Genomic DNA, 15,957 nt, shown 5'->3' on the forward strand with positions numbered 1-15,957 from the left:
TCAAATCTCTTTTACCAATTCAAAGAGATACCGGCATACACCCCGCCGGGCATCAACCGTACTACCCAGGGGCCGTAGTGCCGTGCCGCCAGTGCAGAACCGACCCCCACACCGAATCCGGCGATCACGTCGCTTTGCCAGTGTTCCTGTGCCTTGATACGCCCTATCGCCTGATACAGCGGAACTCCCCAGAGCAAATGGAGCCACGGATTTTCCTCCGAATATTCTAAAATAAAAGGGGTAATCAATGCGGTTGTAATCGCCGTATGGCCGCTGGGCATACTCTCCCCCCCTGAAAACCATCGGTTCGGATTATCGGTATCGGCAGGACGCTGACGGCTGAAAACCTCTTTACCCGCCATCGTCACCGCATAGCTCAGCACACTGCTGTCGATACTTTGCCACAGAGTACGCCCCATACGGGTTTGATTTCCCTCCATCAGTGCTCCGACACCGACCGCAGCAGCCAGATAAAACGGCAATTTATCCTGTGCCGCCCATATCCCGGATTCATCTTTCGCAACCCTGTGATCGATACTCTCCCATCCTCCGAATAACGAACTGATCACCAAAGAGAGTGCGACTACTATTTTAATGCTCATAGTGTAAACCTTTTTATTTTTATACAAATATGCACTTTCCGCTCATAGCCCGGAAAGTGGCGGGGACGAATTGTATCGAAGAATCACACGAAGGTGAGATTGATCCGGTAAACAGACCCTTCGTTGATGATGGCATAGGTAAATTGGAGATCTTCGCTGATTCTTCGCAACATTTTTTCCCCTATTTTTGAGCTGAAAAGATACTTTTCTTCCCCGATAACATTGATCACCGAAAGGGTTCGGCACTCGGGGTCAATCACAATCTCGATCAGACTCCCCTGTGCGGCATAGGTCATCGCATTGTCGATCAATGCCATCAGAACTTTGTTCAGCAGTTTTTCCGATGCCTGTACGGTAAAACTCCGGAGAGAGAGATGAATTTTCAGCTCTTTTTGGTGGGCAAGGATATCAACTTTTTTGAGAATAGCCCTCAGGGAGCGGTTGATATCGACCGAAACCGGATCTTCAAAATCGGAGCTCTCCAGAAAAAGGACGTTTTTCAGTTCGGCCGTCAACCGCTCGACATCGTGCCCCAAATCGGCGACAAATTTACCCTTTGCGTACCCTTCGCTCTTCTCATACACATCCAACCGCGAACGCATCAGAGCCAACGGCGTTTTCAGTTCATGCGCCGCCTCTTTGAACAGCGCTTTCTCTTTGGCCCGAAACCCTTCCAATCGGCGGATCAGTGCGCTGAAGGCATCCGATACCTCTTCGATCTCCGTGCACGGGTTATCGAGTGAAAAGGCGAACGGATCGCCGTTCTTCCAGTTTCGTGTTTTATGGGCCAATGCCCCCAGCGGCCGCATGAAGTACTCCAGAAAAAGGATACTGATGATCAAAATAACCAGCAAAGAGTATCCGTAACGGATCAAAAGTTTCTCGGCATACTTGTTTACGGAAGATCGGAGTTTATGGTCATCGCTGATGGCATTGAGATAAAGAGTGTTAGAGAGCAAAATCGCGGCACTGATCTCATCTCGCCGGGGGAGAATCGGTTTTTTTGAGATACGAAAACGCAAATGGCTCGCTTCCGAATCGTGAAGAATCATCCGGTTGTGGGGGATCGAATACAAAAATGAGAGATTGCTCTCTTCGGTCAACGAGACGGTTATGTACTCATCCACACTCTCGGCAAGAAGATGGTGGAGCACTTTTTCCAAATCCTCCCGCTTCTCCCCCTCGATCGTCCCCGTCGCCACCTTCCAGTTGATACTGAATGCAATCGCGATCAAAAGGGAAAACAGAAGCGCTATCTTGATCTTCAGCGATCCGGCCCATCTAGCTTTCAATCCGATATCCTCGCGTTTTGATCGTTTTAATTATCGAAGGGGTCAATTTTTTACGCAATCGTGCGACCAGTTCATCGATGGCATTGGGGGTGACATTTTGGGGATTGTCGTACATCGCGTCCATGATCTCTTCACGCGTTGCGACCGAATCTCTCGAAAGCAGATAAAAAAAGAGGGTATGCTCATTTTTACTCAAAGCGACCCATTCGCCGTTTTTGAAGAGGGTCTGCGATTTTTGATCGACCACAATCCCCTCTATCTCCTTCGTCTGCGGAGCAAAACGGCGGCTCAGAGCCAGAATACGGGCCCGCAACTCTTTGATATCAAACGGTTTTTCACGATAATCATCCGCTCCGTACTCCAGCCCCTCGACCTTATCATCGACGCTCCCCAAAGCGCTCAAAACCAAAACGGCCTGCTGCGGATTTTTATATTTGGCATAGCGGATCAGCTCCTGAATCCGGTCTTTTCCGCTGAAGGTACGGTCAAAAATAGCCACCTGATACGTATACGCATCCAAATGCCCCTGCGCGTCATCGATCGTAGAGGCGGTATCGATGATCCATTCCCCCTCTAGTGAGAGCTTTAAAAGTTCCAGAAGTTCTTCTTCATCGTCCGCAATCAAAATACGCATCAGGCTTCATGAACCTCATACGTGACGATCGTAATCGTATCCTCTTTTAATTCGCTACGGATGGCCAGAGAAAGCGAACCGATGGTCTCTGCGCTGACGAAAAGGCGAAACATTCCGAACTCCCGTCGCGCACTCACCTGCTCCTGAGCACTGATCAAAAATGCCCCCGCCCCATAGCGATCGCAGGGAAAAAAATAAAAACCATCATACCCTTGCGCCAATAAAAAATCGACCAACGTATCTTTATGCCCCATCTCGAAATAGATCTCCATCCCTTTCAGACTCATTTTGCCCCCCTTTTGTAAACCATTTTAAAGGCCGGAGGCAAAATCATCAGGGTCAGGATCGTCGAGGTGACCAATCCCCCCAAGACCACGATTGCCAACGGTTTTTGAACTTCGCTGCCGACTCCCGATGCAAAAAGAAGCGGCAACAATCCCAATGCCGCAATGTAGGCCGTCATCAAAACCGGACGCAACCGCCGGGTCGCCCCCTCCCGCACCGCTTCATCGATGGAACTCCCGTTTTTCAGCAGCGTGTTGAAATAACTGACCATCACGACACCGTTTAAGACCGCGATCCCGAACAAAGCGATGAATCCCACCGATGCGGGGACGGAGAGGTATTCACCGCTGATAAAGAGGGAGATAATCCCCCCCGTCACGGCAAAAGGGATATTGAGCAAGATCAGCAGCGTCGAACTGACCGAACGGAAGGTAAAAAACAAAATCAGAAATATCACGCCGATACTGACGGGAATCACCGCCATCAGTTTGGCAGCCGCGCGCTGCTGATTCTCAAATTGTCCGCCGTAAACCAGATGGTATCCCTTGGGCAACGGCACCTTTTGCGCGATTTGACGTTTTGCCTCATCCACGAATCCGACCAGATCACGCCCTTCGACGTTTGCTCGTACCGTACTCAGACGCTCCGCATTCTCCCGATCCACCTTCAATGCCCCCTCCACCGATTTAATCTCGGCAATACTGGAAATCGGGACGGAAAACCCGTCGCTCAACGGAAGTTCGAGGGATTTAAACAGCTCTCGGTCCTGAGCCACTTCGCTGTCAAAACGGACCACTACCGGGATACGCGAATTGTTGATCGGCAATTCCGTAATGGTAATCCCCTCCAGTGCCGTTTTCAAAAAAAGCCCCAGCTCCGCCGTGTCGACACCGGTTTTGGCCGATTCGGTACGGTTGGGCTTGATGCTCAGATAGTTCACCCCTTCGTTCAGTGTCGTGAACACTTCGGAAGAGCCCTGAATCCCCTCAAGGGTAGCGGCTATCTCCTCACTCAGACGGTTCAGTATTTCGATATCGTTTCCGTAAATCTTAACGGCCAGATCCCCCCTCGAACCGGTCAGCATCTCCGATACCCGCATCTCGATGGGCTGAGTAAATCCGAAACTGATTCCGGGGAAATCCCGGAGTGCCTCTTTGATTTTTGCTTTAATCTCCTCTTTATTTTTGGCTTTCCACTCCTCTATCGGTTTGAGGATGATAAATGTGTCGGTCTGATTAAGCCCCATCGGATCGAGTCCCAGCTCATCCGATCCGGTACGGGCGATAATCGTCTTCACTTCCGGGACATGGGCCAAAATAGCCCGCTGTATCTCAAGATTAAGCTCTTTGGATTCGTCCAGCGAAATGGAGGGGGGGGTTTCGACCCCCAAAATAATATCCCCCTCGTCCAGAGTCGGCATAAAACTCTTCCCGACAAAGCCAAACAGGGTAAAACTGATAATCAGAAAAAGGATCGCTCCGCCAAAGAGGAGTTTCGTCCGTGTCAACGCGAACGTCAGCATCGGCGCATAGATTCGGGTAAACAAAGCGCCCAAGCGGGTCTCTTCATGCGGAGTACTTTTCAGAATCAATGACGCGACGACGGGGATCAGAGTCAGTGACAGGATCAGAGAGCCGAACAGTGCAAATACGATCGTCATCGCTACGGGGGCAAACAGTTTCCCCTCCAGCCCCTCCAGCGTCAACAGCGGCAAAAATACGACCGCAATGATCAAGATACCGCTAAATACCGCAACGCTAACCTCTTTGGTCGCACGGTAGACCTGATGAAGTTTCGGAAGCGAGGGGTCATTTTTGCTCAATTGGGCAAAGATATTCTCGACGACGACGACGGCCGAATCGACCAATATCCCGATCGCAATGGCCAATCCCCCCAAACTCATCAGATTGGCGCTGAGTCCGAAGTACTTCATCATCAAAAAGGCGATGGCCAGAGAAAACGGCAAAATAACGCTCACCGCGATTGCCGCCCGGATATCTCCCAAAAACAGCAATAAAAGGAGGACAACCAAAACGATCGCTTCGACCAAAGCTTTGGAGACCGTCCCGACCGCTTTGTCGATCAGACTGCTCCGATCGTAAAAAGGGACGATGGTGACCCCTGCGGGAAGCTGCGGTTCCAGCTTCCGGAGACGATCTTTAATCAGCTCGATCGTCTCTTTGGCATTGGCCCCTTTGAGCGTCAGCACCAGCCCCTCGGTCGCTTCCCCTACCCCGTCTTTCGTGACAAAACCCATCCGTGTTCGGGAGTCATCACGCACTTCGCAAAAATCACCGATCCGGATCGGTCCGTTGTGCGAGTGGATCGTGATATTGGCAATCTCATCGGGATCTTTTACACCGCTTTCCACCTTGACGAGGAAACTCTCTTCGTGCTCATCGATTCTTCCGGCACCGTCATTTTTGAGATTTTTCTCCAACGTCTCCTGAAGAGCGCTCAACGGTATCCCCAGATGACGCATCGCCAGATAATCGGGATGAATCACAATCGCTCGCGCTTCCCCCCCAAGCGCGTTCACATCGGCAACCCCTTTGGCCCCCCTCAATGCCGGCCGGATCGTAAAGTCCAGTAACTCCCGCTTCTCTTTTTGGCTAATGTTCCCCTCAATCGTAAACATAAACGCTTCACCCAGCGGCGTCGTGATCGGAGCCATCCCCCCGCTCACCCCTTTGGGGAGCGAAGGGAGGAGCGCAGAAAGCTTCTCGGCAACCTGTGCCCGGGCGCGGTAGATATCGGAGCCGTCGTTAAAATCGAGGGTAATATCGGCTATCGCATATTTGGAGGTGCTTTTGAGGAGCCTTTCGTTTTCAAGCCCCAGCAATTCCGCCTCCATCGGCTTAACGACCCGATTTTCAACCTCTTCAGGGGTCATCCCCGGCGCTTTCATAATGATTTTCACCTGCGTCGACGAAATATCCGGGAATGCGTCAATCGGAATTTTAAAAAAAGAGTAGACCCCATAGCTAAACAGCGCCAGAGAGAGGAGAATCACCACCAGCCGCTGTTTAAGCGAAAATTCAATAATAGCGTTCAACATTATTCAAACCCCATACCGCTCAATGCGCCCTTGAGATTGATAATCCCCTCGGTCACAACCCGCATGTGCGGGGTAAACCCCTCCGGTTTTACGGCGACGTGCTCCTTGTAATTTTTTTGGATTTCAACTGTTTTGGGGGCAAAGCCGCCGGCTGTTTTGACAAAACAGATCTCTTTATTTTTGTATTTCGTAACCGCCACTCTCGGCAGGAGGACCCATTTTTCGTTCTCTTTGGAAAGGATGTAAAATTCGCCGGATGTCCCCGCACGGTACTCTGCGCCTGAATTTTTAAGGGTCGCCACCGCCGTCGCCGAATTGCTCATTTTGTCTACCGAAGAGGAGATTGCACTGATTTTTCCGATCTCATTTCCCGTTTTGTCTTTGATCAGCGCCCCTTTGCGAATGGAGCTGATCATTTTCGGAGGAATTTTAAGGTAAACGCTAAATGCCTTCGGATCGGCAATCTTTAAATAGGGGACAAAAGGGTCGATTTTTTCACCCGCCTTGAACGGGGCTTGGGCAATCACACCGTTCAAGCGGGAGCGTATCGTAAACATCATCCCCTCTTTTGGCTCCGTATCGGCTCCGGCGAATCTAAAACGGCTCTCAATTTCACCGGCTTTCGTCTGAAGGCTTAACACTTCGAGGAGCCCCTTTTCCGATTCGCGCTGGGAGATGACCCCCTCTTTGTACAAAAGGGCATCTTTTTTGGCATACGCTTTGGCCAGTTTGAGCCGATTTTTAATATCTCTGAGTTCAAAGCTTTGGGCAAGCAGTTCCGCCGAAGCGATTTTACAAATCGCGTCCCCTTTTCGAACCGTATCCCCCGTCTGTTTCATCAATTCCGCCACCGTCGCTTCGGAACTGAGGGTATAACTTTTCGCCCCCCGGTCACTGTATTCGAAAAAACCGACGAACGGCCCGACCGACTCATTTTTGATCAGATGGACCTCATCGGTCACAATCCCCATTTTTTTGATCTGTGCATCGCTCATGGTAATCTGCCCCATTGCCGCCGTCGCAATGGCCAGTAAAATCAGGCTCCATCTCATTTCCATACTCCTCCCAGTTTCTCTTCCAGTGTACTCATCTCTTCAACATAATCGTTTTTCAGCCCCACACTGCGCAGCCGTGCGTCGTAAAAAGCATTTTTGGCGGCAAGATATTCAAACTGCGGGACAACTCCCCCCTCAAACCCTTTGTACGCCATATGAAAAAGGGTTTCATAACTCTTTTCATTGTTCCTGAGCTCTTTAATCCGTTTCTCCCTCTCGGCAAGATGTTCCAGCGCTCCGTAGGTCCGCAGCCTCAGCTTATCCTTCAGCGCCTCGCGCTGAGCGATGAGGGCACTGCGTTCGCTCATCAATGCCGCGATCTTTTTTTCATTTCGATCATTCCATACCAACGGAACGGTCAGCTTCATGTCCAGAGAATTTTGCGTCGGCTCCTGCGTCATCCCCACCCCCAGATTGATTCTCTCGACCCGGGAACGGCGCAGCAGATCGATCTCGGCATTGAGCTCCTCTTCACGCCCCCGAAATACGCCGAGTACAGCGGCATTGTCTATTCGGTTTTCGGTGCCGTTGTCATCACGGATAAACGAAAAAGCAAGATCATCGATGACCAGCGCCCCTTTGTTCATCGTTATCTCCTGAAGTCGTAGCTGCGCGTGTTCCGACTCCATCGCGGCGAGGGCATATTCACGCGAAGCGTTTTGCCGCTCGGTATCCAGCCGAAGGAGTTCCATCTGCGACATCCGCCCCGCCTGGAATTTTTTGGATCCCATGGCATACCCTTTTTCCGAAACTTCCACTTTGTCCGCGAGGATCTTCATCCGCTCACCGCTCAGCAAAAAAAGGAGCCAATCGCGTTTCAGAGAGACTTGGATCCACCCTTGCTGCTGCAGCTGCTCATACTGAAACGTTTTCGATCGCACCGCGTATTGGCGTTGCTGTGCATGCTTGATGCCGGCAGGCTTCATCGAAAAACCGACCATCATCCCATACTCTATCCCCTCACCTCGTGCATCGTCGGCCCGGATACGGCGGGCAGACCCCTCTAACGAGAGAGGCTCAGCGCTCAGCACGGCATCTCTCTCATAGCCGTTTGACTGGACCTTTCCCGAAAGACGGATCATCTCTCCCGACGCACCGTACGCCTGTTCGGATGCGGCTTGAAAACTCATGGCGCTGCTCAGGAGCGGGATCATCAACACTCCGCATACCCAACTTTGCTTCACGAAGGAACCTCTTTTCATGGTAGCCCTTAACGCTAAAATTATTATTATGGAGGATATTATAGAGATTGTCTATGAGAAAATCTTGAGAGCGGGGGGAAACGGCGGGTTTTGATCATGCCCGCCCCCTCTTCGCTAGATTATGCGGTGAGCTCCGGCAACAATCGGAGGGAGTCGTAATGCATCTGCAAATAGGGATCATCCCCCTCTCCCGAATACCGAAAGAGTGTGACTCCGCCGATCTCTCCCAGCGGTTTGAACCCCTCTTCCAGCGTTTTCAGATACCCCTGCGTTGCCTGACGTTTCGTTTCGAATCCCTCCAGCCGTTTATGGTAAAAACTGCTGCTGATCTTCCCTTTGGAGGCAAAAAACTCTCCCCCCTCCGTACGGATGGCATGACAGCTGGTATCCACCAGAATATCTTCGTAATAGGGGCTCAGGGGGTAAATCCGGCAGGCCGGGGGGCGGGAGTCGTAAATCTCGCACTTCCCCTCTTTATGATACCGGCATCCGCCGCTGCTCAGGGTATAGAGGATAAGGGCACGCCACTCCTCGTTGATTTTTCCAAAAACGATCGGAAAATAGGGGGACACCTCTTCAAAATCCTCCAGAATCAACGGGGCAAAAAGGAAACGGGAACCGTCACAGCACGAGAAACTGCACCCTTCGCAATTCGAAAAAGTAAGCTGATCGATTTTTGTAATACTGACATAGGTGTGTTGCATATCGTTATCTTACCCAAAAAAGGGGCATTACCCGTCAAATTGGTTCACTTTTTCCCATACTAGCTGCTCGTTAACGGCCGGGGACGATAGTAATCGTGTAGGCAAATGTGCTCCGGGTCAGGACAAAATCATGTTTTTTGCAAAAATCACGTTCCATCTGCTCCACCATCGCTTCCGCAGCGGCTTTAGCCGTATCCGCCGTTTCAAAGCTCTCATTTTCCGCCATACCGCTGCGTAAAAAACAGCGGCACGGATTTTTGACTTCAACCCTGTACGTCATCCTCTCCCCCTTTTAAAAATCAAAAATATCGTCCAGATCCACCGCTTCCTCCGAAGCCGAATCGCTCAGCAAGAAAGAGCTGATCATCCGGGCATTGGCCGAAATCGTATCATCCATAAAATTAACGCCGATGCCCCTTCGTGAAAGATAAGACGCAGCCAGCTTCCCAAATCGCGGCTAAAGGCGGCACACAACGGCCCCAGCTCACGGGATTTGTGGATAAACGTATCGATATGCGGCGTAATCGCCAAAGCAAGATCGCTCAGAGCATGACCGATGGTATAACTTTCGGTATACAATTTGGCCACTTTCCCGATCCGCATGAGATTTGAAACAATCCCCTCCACCTCTTCGTACTGAATATCGCCGTTGCCGACGAGAAGCAGCAATGAATCCAGATCCGAGAGATGCTCTTTGATGTTTTCGAGGTCCTCTTTATCCATATAGGTGTACACCTGTACCACCTGATCTTGCGCCACGTAAGCGGCAACCGGAACATTGGCCGCTACCGGTTCGGGCATGCCATCCTTCAGCGGCACCGTCGTCGGGGCGGTTTTGACGACCTTCGGAATCCGAACCGATATTTTTGCCCCTTCTATTTTATAGTCTCTCACATCGGAGTTTTTAATCAGAATCAGCTTAACGATTTTCTCATCGATCTGGTCGATCCCGACCATCGTCATATAGAAAAAATCGTCCCCCTCTTCGGTAATCAGCTGTAATTTCAACTTCAGTTTGTTCCCGATCGATCCGATCGAGAAGAGGGTCCGCACCGCAGCGCTCAGCTCTTCATACCCCACTTCCGGATTCAGAAGATAATACTCCCAATACTCACTCAGTTCATCATCGTTTTGAATATAAAAGAGGAGTTTTCGGCTGAATATTTCGGAAGAGAACAGGTTTGCCGGGCTGGGGTTAAACCGTTTCGGAACCGTATGACGCGAATGGATCAGGGTAAAATAGTTCCCCAAGCGGGCACGAAACACATCGGCTTTGATCGGTTTGGAGATATAATCCTCCGCGCCGCACCCGAGAATCTCTTTTTGCCGCGCCGAATCATCCACGGCTGAGACGGCAACGATCATCACCTTGGAATTGTTAGCCCTGATCTGCCGGGTCGCTTCGATCCCATCCATCTCCGGCATCATAATATCCATCAAAATCATATCGTATTCGGTTTCGGCAGCCATGGCAACCGCCTCGACGCCGTTTACCGCTTCATCAATAAAGAGGGGGATCGTGTTCTCCTCTTCATAATCTTCCAGCAATGCCCGAAGAAGCATACGGTTGTTTTGATTATCATCTACGATTAAAATCTTTTGCATGTTCTATCCTAATCTTTCTAATAACTCTTGCGTAAATCGCCGATAGTCTTCGAGTCCTTTGGAACGGGTCTCCCCTAATACAACGGGGGAAGAGAGTTCAAACTGTTTGGCCAGTTTGATATCGACTCCGATGGGGGAGAAGAGTTTCTCCTCTCCGAACTGCGTTTTGATTTTATCCAGTGCTTCCCGATGTTCGGGGATATGGGGGTTAAACATTACCGGTAAAATCCCCACTTCAGCGATATTTCTCCCTATCTGAAGGGCATTTTGGTAAATGGCACGGACCATCTGCCCCACCGCAACCGTCCCTAAATAGTGGGGGACGAAAGGGATCACTACGGCATCCGCCACCTCAAGGGAGTTTTTCAGCAGCGCATCAAACGTCGGCGGGGTATCGATGATACAATAATCGAAAAAGTCCTCAATCATCTCCCGGCGAAAACGGTTTTTGAGTACCCCGCGCAAATCGCCGTATTCGTAGACGTCAAAAAACTCCATGGCCGGAGCCAATGTCAGCTGATCATGGACCGAGGGGATAAACGTTTCGCTCAGCGTCTTCCCCAAAAAAATCGAATGGACACCGTTCTCTCTCGACCCTTGCGATCCTACCCCCATCGACGCGTGTGCCTGCGTATCAAAATCGATCAGCAGTACCGAACCGTATTTGGCAAGTTCACAGGCCAGATTGACCGCCGTCGTCGTTTTGGCCGATCCCCCCTTGCGATTGCTGACAACAATCGTCTTCATACACACCCTTTGTGTTTCATGCCACCTCTTCTGAGGGTATTTTTAAGGCACCGATAACGATGACCAGCCGATTTTTATACTCTATAACCCCTAGCGTCTCCAAATAGTTTCCGACATTAACCGTATGGGCATAGTGTTTGAGTGCCGATTCATCAATCTGCGCGATATCCTGAATAGCGTCCACCTTAACCCCTAAAAACCCCTCTTTGCTCTGGTAAATCAGCATCTTTTGCTGATGGGCACCGATCCCCTCTTGTCCCGATCCCTCTTCGTCCCCTTCCATCCCGATCATTTTTCGGAAATTAACCACTTTTATCGTCTGATTCCGGTACAGCATCATCCCGTCTACAAAAGGGTGGCTGTTCGGGATCGGGGTGAGGTGGGAGATCATGCTGATCCGCTCGATCTGATCGACGGCAATGGCGTAACTGCTCTTCTTGATCGTGAAGATAATGTAATCACGCACAGTGCTCCTCCCCGCGTTCAAACCCTTCACACACTTTTTGATACATTTTGACTTCACTTCCGTAGCGGCACTCCCCCGCGTATTGTTTTACATAGGCCAACACCACTTGCAGCGGTGCCAGATGGATATCCGCGCATTCGCAAAAATCGAAGAGCACCGGGGAGGGGGCAATTTCTTGTAAAAAATCACGAAGCACCCCTACCTCCTCTTCATAAACAATCCCCTCAAACACGACCGTATCACCTTGAAATTCTGCACCCATTATAGCCCCTTACGTACCGGTAAAGATACCGATTTGATGACATTAACCAATTTTTCATCCATCTCCACAACCCCTGACGTCTCTAAAAACTCCTCAAAACGGTTGGCTGAATCGACCTCTTTCATCATTGACGCGTCGATACTCGTCATATCTTCGATCGTATCAACTTTGATGGCAAATAAATTCTCACCGTTTCGATAAATCAGCATCTTCTGGGAATGGCCCGAAATCGTCCCGCAGGCACTGATCATTTTATCCAGAGACCGGATCGTATTCTCAAAAACCGTTCCCATCTCTTGTTTTAACATCTCTTTCGCCGCTTCCGAATCTTTTTGACACAGAAGAAGAAGCTCTTTGCCCAGTTCATGCAACCGCGAATGGACCGATCTCAGCTGTTTTAAAATGGCCAGTATATCGCTATCATGCGTACTGAAATGGTCCAGCCATTTTCCCAATCGGCATCCGTGCGGATCGGTCGTAAGATGGAACTCCGTCCCATTCATAATAGCATCCCTCAGGGCTTTCTCCCACACTTCATGCTCTTGTTTCACCTGTGTAAAGACGGCGATCAGTTCGGCTTCATGGGTCGGAAGATCGGTCATTTTACGAAAATTAACCACTTTCGTCACCCGCCGCTCATACGACATCATCCCGTCGATGTAGGGATGTGCGTTCGGTATGGCGGTGATAGGGGGTGTTTGAACGATCCGTTCGATGGATGCCACTTCAATCGCATAATGGTTCCCGGCAACCGTAAATACTATGTAATCTTTCATTTAGACCCCTTTATGCGCCAACCGAGTAATACGCTCTCTCTTCGGAGGGATGCGCTCTTTGCGCAGTAACCCGCCCTTAATTTTTTATGGACGTTTTCAAACGCATCGGCCGTATTCATGATCAACTCGCCTTTTTCCGCTCACTCTTAAGGACATGAGAAATTCCGAGCATCCCCAAGGGATCCAGTGCCATAATGATTTGTCCGTTGCCCAGCAATGCCGTTCCGCTGAAAATAGGGTGATTCTCCATAATCCCTTCCAACGGTTTTTGGACGACATCCAACTGACCGAGCAATTCGTTCACCGCTACCGCAAGGCGGTTTCCTTTGATATTCAAAACGACGATCGGCAACGCTTTGCCGATAAGAGCCGCTTCGTTCAACATCGATTTGACAAACAGCAACGGAATCACCTCCCCTCGAATATAGACAAAAGGTTCATTTTGCAAATACTCGATAGCGTCATGATCGATTTTCACCGTTTCGGAGACACTGTCCATCGGGAACCCGTAATGAACACCGCTCATGGTTACGTGAAGGAGAGACGTAACAGCGAGAGATACGGGGATAGAGAGGATAATCGTCGTCCCTTTATTGGCTACCGTTTTGATACGAATGGTCCCGCCGAAATTTTCGATCGACTTTTTCACAACGTCCATCCCAACCCCCCGGCCGCTGTATTCGCTGATCGTCTCCGCCGTCGAAAGGCCTGGAAGCATCACGAGGGAGGCTTTCTCGTCATCGCTCAATGCGTCAATCTGATCGAGGGTAAGGAGGTTTTTCTCCAAAACTTTTTGGACAACCCGATCGATATTGATCCCTGCTCCGTCATCTTTGATCTCAATGAGGATCTTGTCGCTCTGCGCATACGCATTGAGGGTAATCAGCCCTTCCGGATTTTTCCCTTTTTGGGCACGTATTTCAGGCGATTCGATTCCGTGATCGAGTGAATTTCGCATGATGTGGATCATCGGATCGGCCAACATTTCGATCATGTTTTTATCGAGTTTGGTCTCTCCCCCCTCCATCGTCAAATTGACTTTTTTACCCAGATTTTTCGAAATATCGCGGACCAGTTTCGGATAACGGTCAAATACGTACGAAATCGGAAGCATCCGCATCGACATGATAAGATCCTGCAGCTGCTCTGCAAGACGGTTGATAAAGGTGTATTTTTCCATAATCGCGCGGCGGATCCCCTCGCTGCTCATGCTATGGACCCCCTCGGCAAGATAAGGGAGGGAGTTTTTGGCGACCAGCAGCTCACCGACGATATTCATCAGATTGTCGATCGATTCCTGATCAATTTTGACCGTTTTCCCGATCACACTCTTTTTAGTGAGCTCGGCCGCATTTCTCTCCTGCGGTTCACTCACCTCGGAACTTTGGGAGAGGGTAACCACTAGAGAGAGGCTCTCCAGCGGTTTTTCTTCACCCTTTTTCGCCGGTGCGGGAACCGCAGGGGTATGCGGTAGCGTCGGCTCAGGCAGCGTTGCCGCCACGGTCGGTTTTTCCTCTGATTCTTCCAATCCCAACTCCCCACGGATCCACTGAATCATCGTTTCACGGTTCTCAAAACGTCCCGGCATGGTCGGAACAAACGGACGGATATAGCCCTCCAAAAACATCCCGACCCGTTCCGTTACACTGCTCTCATCGACACGTTCCAACGCCATAAGCTGTTGGGCCAGCAACGCCTCCAGTTGGGCGCGAAGGAGATCGTCCATAACGATATCGATCGGTGCTTCGGCAACCGAAGATTCCGCGCACTCCTCCGGTGTCGCCTCGTCTGAACCCGTCCTTTGTGCATAACGGTAAATTTTACCCTGCGGAAGCTGTTCGAAAAACGACTCAAGCTGACCCAAATCTTCCGTTTCAATCGCCCCTAGGAGGGTGTATAACCGTTTCAGCTGTGTACTCTGAAGCGTTTCGTTACCGATCAGCTGAAGCGATTTGGAGACTTTATCGGCGATCGCCTCTCTGTTTCTTGAACGCAAGGAGGAAGCGACCTCATGATAGAGCTCTTTCAGGACATCCAGCTCGTGCTCCCCTTTTCCTTCGCTGACCCCAAGCAAAGTTGCGACATCCAAAGGATAGAGTGAAATCTCATCACTGAAATTGAATAACGCATCATTGATCTCATCGTACGTTGCATACACAAAAGCGCTCAGCTGAAGTCTCAGGAGAAGCCCCTCCGGATCATCCATCCCTGAGAGGACCGAAATCACACTTTGTTCTCCCATGCACGAATGGATGCCGACGACCCCTTCGCCCAGCAGACTCAGCGCATACAGCGGATCGTTGCCATACAGCATGCACGACTCGTCTACATCAAAAACAATCGCATACAGCTGCGGAGTCTTGCACGCGGCTTCGTCAAAGGTTTCAATTTTAAACGGTAAAAGGGGGGGAAGGGTGGAGAGAAACGGCATAGGGAGGTTCACAATCCGTTCGATATCCTCAATCAGGGCAAACGGGCGGTTCCACACGGCAACGCTCTGAACCTCTTTACCCATCAGAGTACTCAACTCCTGAGAAATAGCTTCGATACGGGCTTCGTCGGCTTCGACAATATCGCCGCTCTCTTCCGCCGCTTCAATCAGGTTCATCACCTCATCAAAAGCGTTGTACAGCGATTCGATCATCGAATGGTGAAACGGTATCTTTCCGGCACGGAGCATATCGAGAAGATCTTCGGCATGATGGGTGATGTTTTTAACCGCATCAAACCCGACGATACCCGATCCCCCCTTCAGGGTATGGGCAGCGCGAAAAACGGCATTGAGCAATTCCGGGTCATCCCCCCCGATTTGCTCAATATGCTGATCAATAAAAGCGAGATTCTCTCTCGCTTCCACTAAAAACTGTTCTAATAACGGATTCATGCATTACCCTTTACCCGAATATTGAGGAGAAGCTGGAGGTACCCTTTGAGGGCATCGGGTTTAATCGGTTTGGTTTCAAACAGATTGGCCCCTACCCGAAATGCTTCGATCTTATCGGTTTGTTCTTCCTGCGTCGTGATCATAATGACCGGGGTGCGCTGATGCAAAGGCTGACGCCGTAATTCGCTGACAAACGAATAGCCGTCCATTACCGGCATGTTCACATCCACAAGATACAAATCGATCGTGTTGTCCAGAGTTTTTTCGAGTGCTTCCATCCCGTTTTCAGCTTCCAGAACTTCGATTCCAAACTCGCGTAAAATCGAACCGTGGTAACTCCGTACCGTTTTTGAATCATCTACTACCATCACCGTCGCCATTGCTT

At 50.3% G+C, this 15,957-nt stretch carries 16 protein-coding genes; all 16 read right to left on the reverse strand.

Going from position 1 to position 15,957, the window contains the following annotated elements; genetic code table 11:
* Positions 1–11: 11 nt before the first annotated feature.
* Positions 12–602 carry a phosphatase PAP2 family protein gene (locus M0P91_RS01415; RefSeq protein ID WP_295063445.1) on the reverse strand — a complete coding sequence of 197 codons (591 nt, stop codon included), beginning with the start codon at positions 600–602 and terminating at the stop codon, positions 12–14.
* A gap of 83 nt (positions 603–685) precedes the next feature.
* Positions 686–1,894, reverse strand: coding sequence for a HAMP domain-containing sensor histidine kinase (locus M0P91_RS01420; protein WP_295063449.1), 1,209 nt, complete (start codon positions 1,892–1,894; stop codon positions 686–688).
* Positions 1,884–2,528, reverse strand: coding sequence for a response regulator transcription factor (locus M0P91_RS01425; protein WP_295063452.1), 645 nt, complete (start codon positions 2,526–2,528; stop codon positions 1,884–1,886). Before M0P91_RS01425 ends, M0P91_RS01420 begins: the two co-directional genes overlap by 11 nt.
* Positions 2,528–2,815 (reverse strand): DUF3240 family protein, encoded by a 288-nt coding sequence (locus M0P91_RS01430; protein ID WP_295063455.1) that lies wholly within the window; start codon positions 2,813–2,815, stop codon positions 2,528–2,530. The genes M0P91_RS01425 and M0P91_RS01430 overlap by 1 nt, the downstream gene beginning before the upstream one ends.
* On the reverse strand, positions 2,812–5,871 hold the full coding sequence (locus M0P91_RS01435) for an efflux RND transporter permease subunit (protein WP_295063458.1): 3,060 nt from the start codon (positions 5,869–5,871) through the stop codon (positions 2,812–2,814). The genes M0P91_RS01430 and M0P91_RS01435 overlap by 4 nt, the downstream gene beginning before the upstream one ends.
* On the reverse strand, positions 5,871–6,929 hold the full coding sequence (locus M0P91_RS01440) for an efflux RND transporter periplasmic adaptor subunit (RefSeq protein ID WP_295063461.1): 1,059 nt from the start codon (positions 6,927–6,929) through the stop codon (positions 5,871–5,873). The genes M0P91_RS01435 and M0P91_RS01440 overlap by 1 nt, the downstream gene beginning before the upstream one ends.
* Positions 6,920–8,110 (reverse strand): TolC family protein, encoded by a 1,191-nt coding sequence (locus M0P91_RS01445; RefSeq protein ID WP_295063464.1) that lies wholly within the window; start codon positions 8,108–8,110, stop codon positions 6,920–6,922. The genes M0P91_RS01440 and M0P91_RS01445 overlap by 10 nt, the downstream gene beginning before the upstream one ends.
* Before the next feature lie 137 nt (positions 8,111–8,247).
* Positions 8,248–8,832, reverse strand: a complete 585-nt coding sequence (locus M0P91_RS01450) for a SapC family protein (protein ID WP_295063467.1) — start codon at positions 8,830–8,832, stop codon at positions 8,248–8,250.
* Positions 8,833–8,902: 70 nt separating this feature from the next.
* Entirely contained in the window at positions 8,903–9,112 is a 210-nt protein-coding gene (locus M0P91_RS01455) for a hypothetical protein (protein ID WP_295063470.1), read from the reverse strand.
* Between the two features lie 83 nt (positions 9,113–9,195).
* Complete coding sequence (locus M0P91_RS01460; RefSeq protein ID WP_295063473.1) at positions 9,196–10,437, reverse strand: response regulator; 1,242 nt, start codon at positions 10,435–10,437, stop codon at positions 9,196–9,198.
* Positions 10,438–10,440: 3 nt separating this feature from the next.
* Positions 10,441–11,184, reverse strand: coding sequence for a ParA family protein (locus M0P91_RS01465; protein ID WP_295063475.1), 744 nt, complete (start codon positions 11,182–11,184; stop codon positions 10,441–10,443).
* Between the two features lie 16 nt (positions 11,185–11,200).
* Positions 11,201–11,650, reverse strand: coding sequence for a chemotaxis protein CheW (locus M0P91_RS01470; protein ID WP_295063478.1), 450 nt, complete (start codon positions 11,648–11,650; stop codon positions 11,201–11,203).
* Positions 11,643–11,912, reverse strand: a complete 270-nt coding sequence (locus tag M0P91_RS01475) for a hypothetical protein (RefSeq protein WP_295063480.1) — start codon at positions 11,910–11,912, stop codon at positions 11,643–11,645. The genes M0P91_RS01470 and M0P91_RS01475 overlap by 8 nt, the downstream gene beginning before the upstream one ends.
* Positions 11,912–12,688: a chemotaxis protein CheW gene (locus M0P91_RS01480; RefSeq protein WP_295063483.1), complete on the reverse strand. Its 777-nt coding sequence runs from the start codon at positions 12,686–12,688 to the stop codon at positions 11,912–11,914. Before M0P91_RS01480 ends, M0P91_RS01475 begins: the two co-directional genes overlap by 1 nt.
* A 121-nt stretch (positions 12,689–12,809) precedes the next feature.
* Entirely contained in the window at positions 12,810–15,572 is a 2,763-nt protein-coding gene (locus M0P91_RS01485) for a chemotaxis protein CheA (RefSeq protein ID WP_295063486.1), read from the reverse strand.
* On the reverse strand, positions 15,569–15,952 hold the full coding sequence (locus M0P91_RS01490; protein ID WP_295063489.1) for a response regulator: 384 nt from the start codon (positions 15,950–15,952) through the stop codon (positions 15,569–15,571). Before M0P91_RS01490 ends, M0P91_RS01485 begins: the two co-directional genes overlap by 4 nt.
* Between the last annotated feature and the right edge of the window lie 5 nt (positions 15,953–15,957).

Origin of the sequence: Sulfuricurvum sp., assembly GCF_023229695.1 — a bacterium.
Classification (GTDB): Bacteria; Campylobacterota; Campylobacteria; order Campylobacterales; family Sulfurimonadaceae; genus Sulfuricurvum.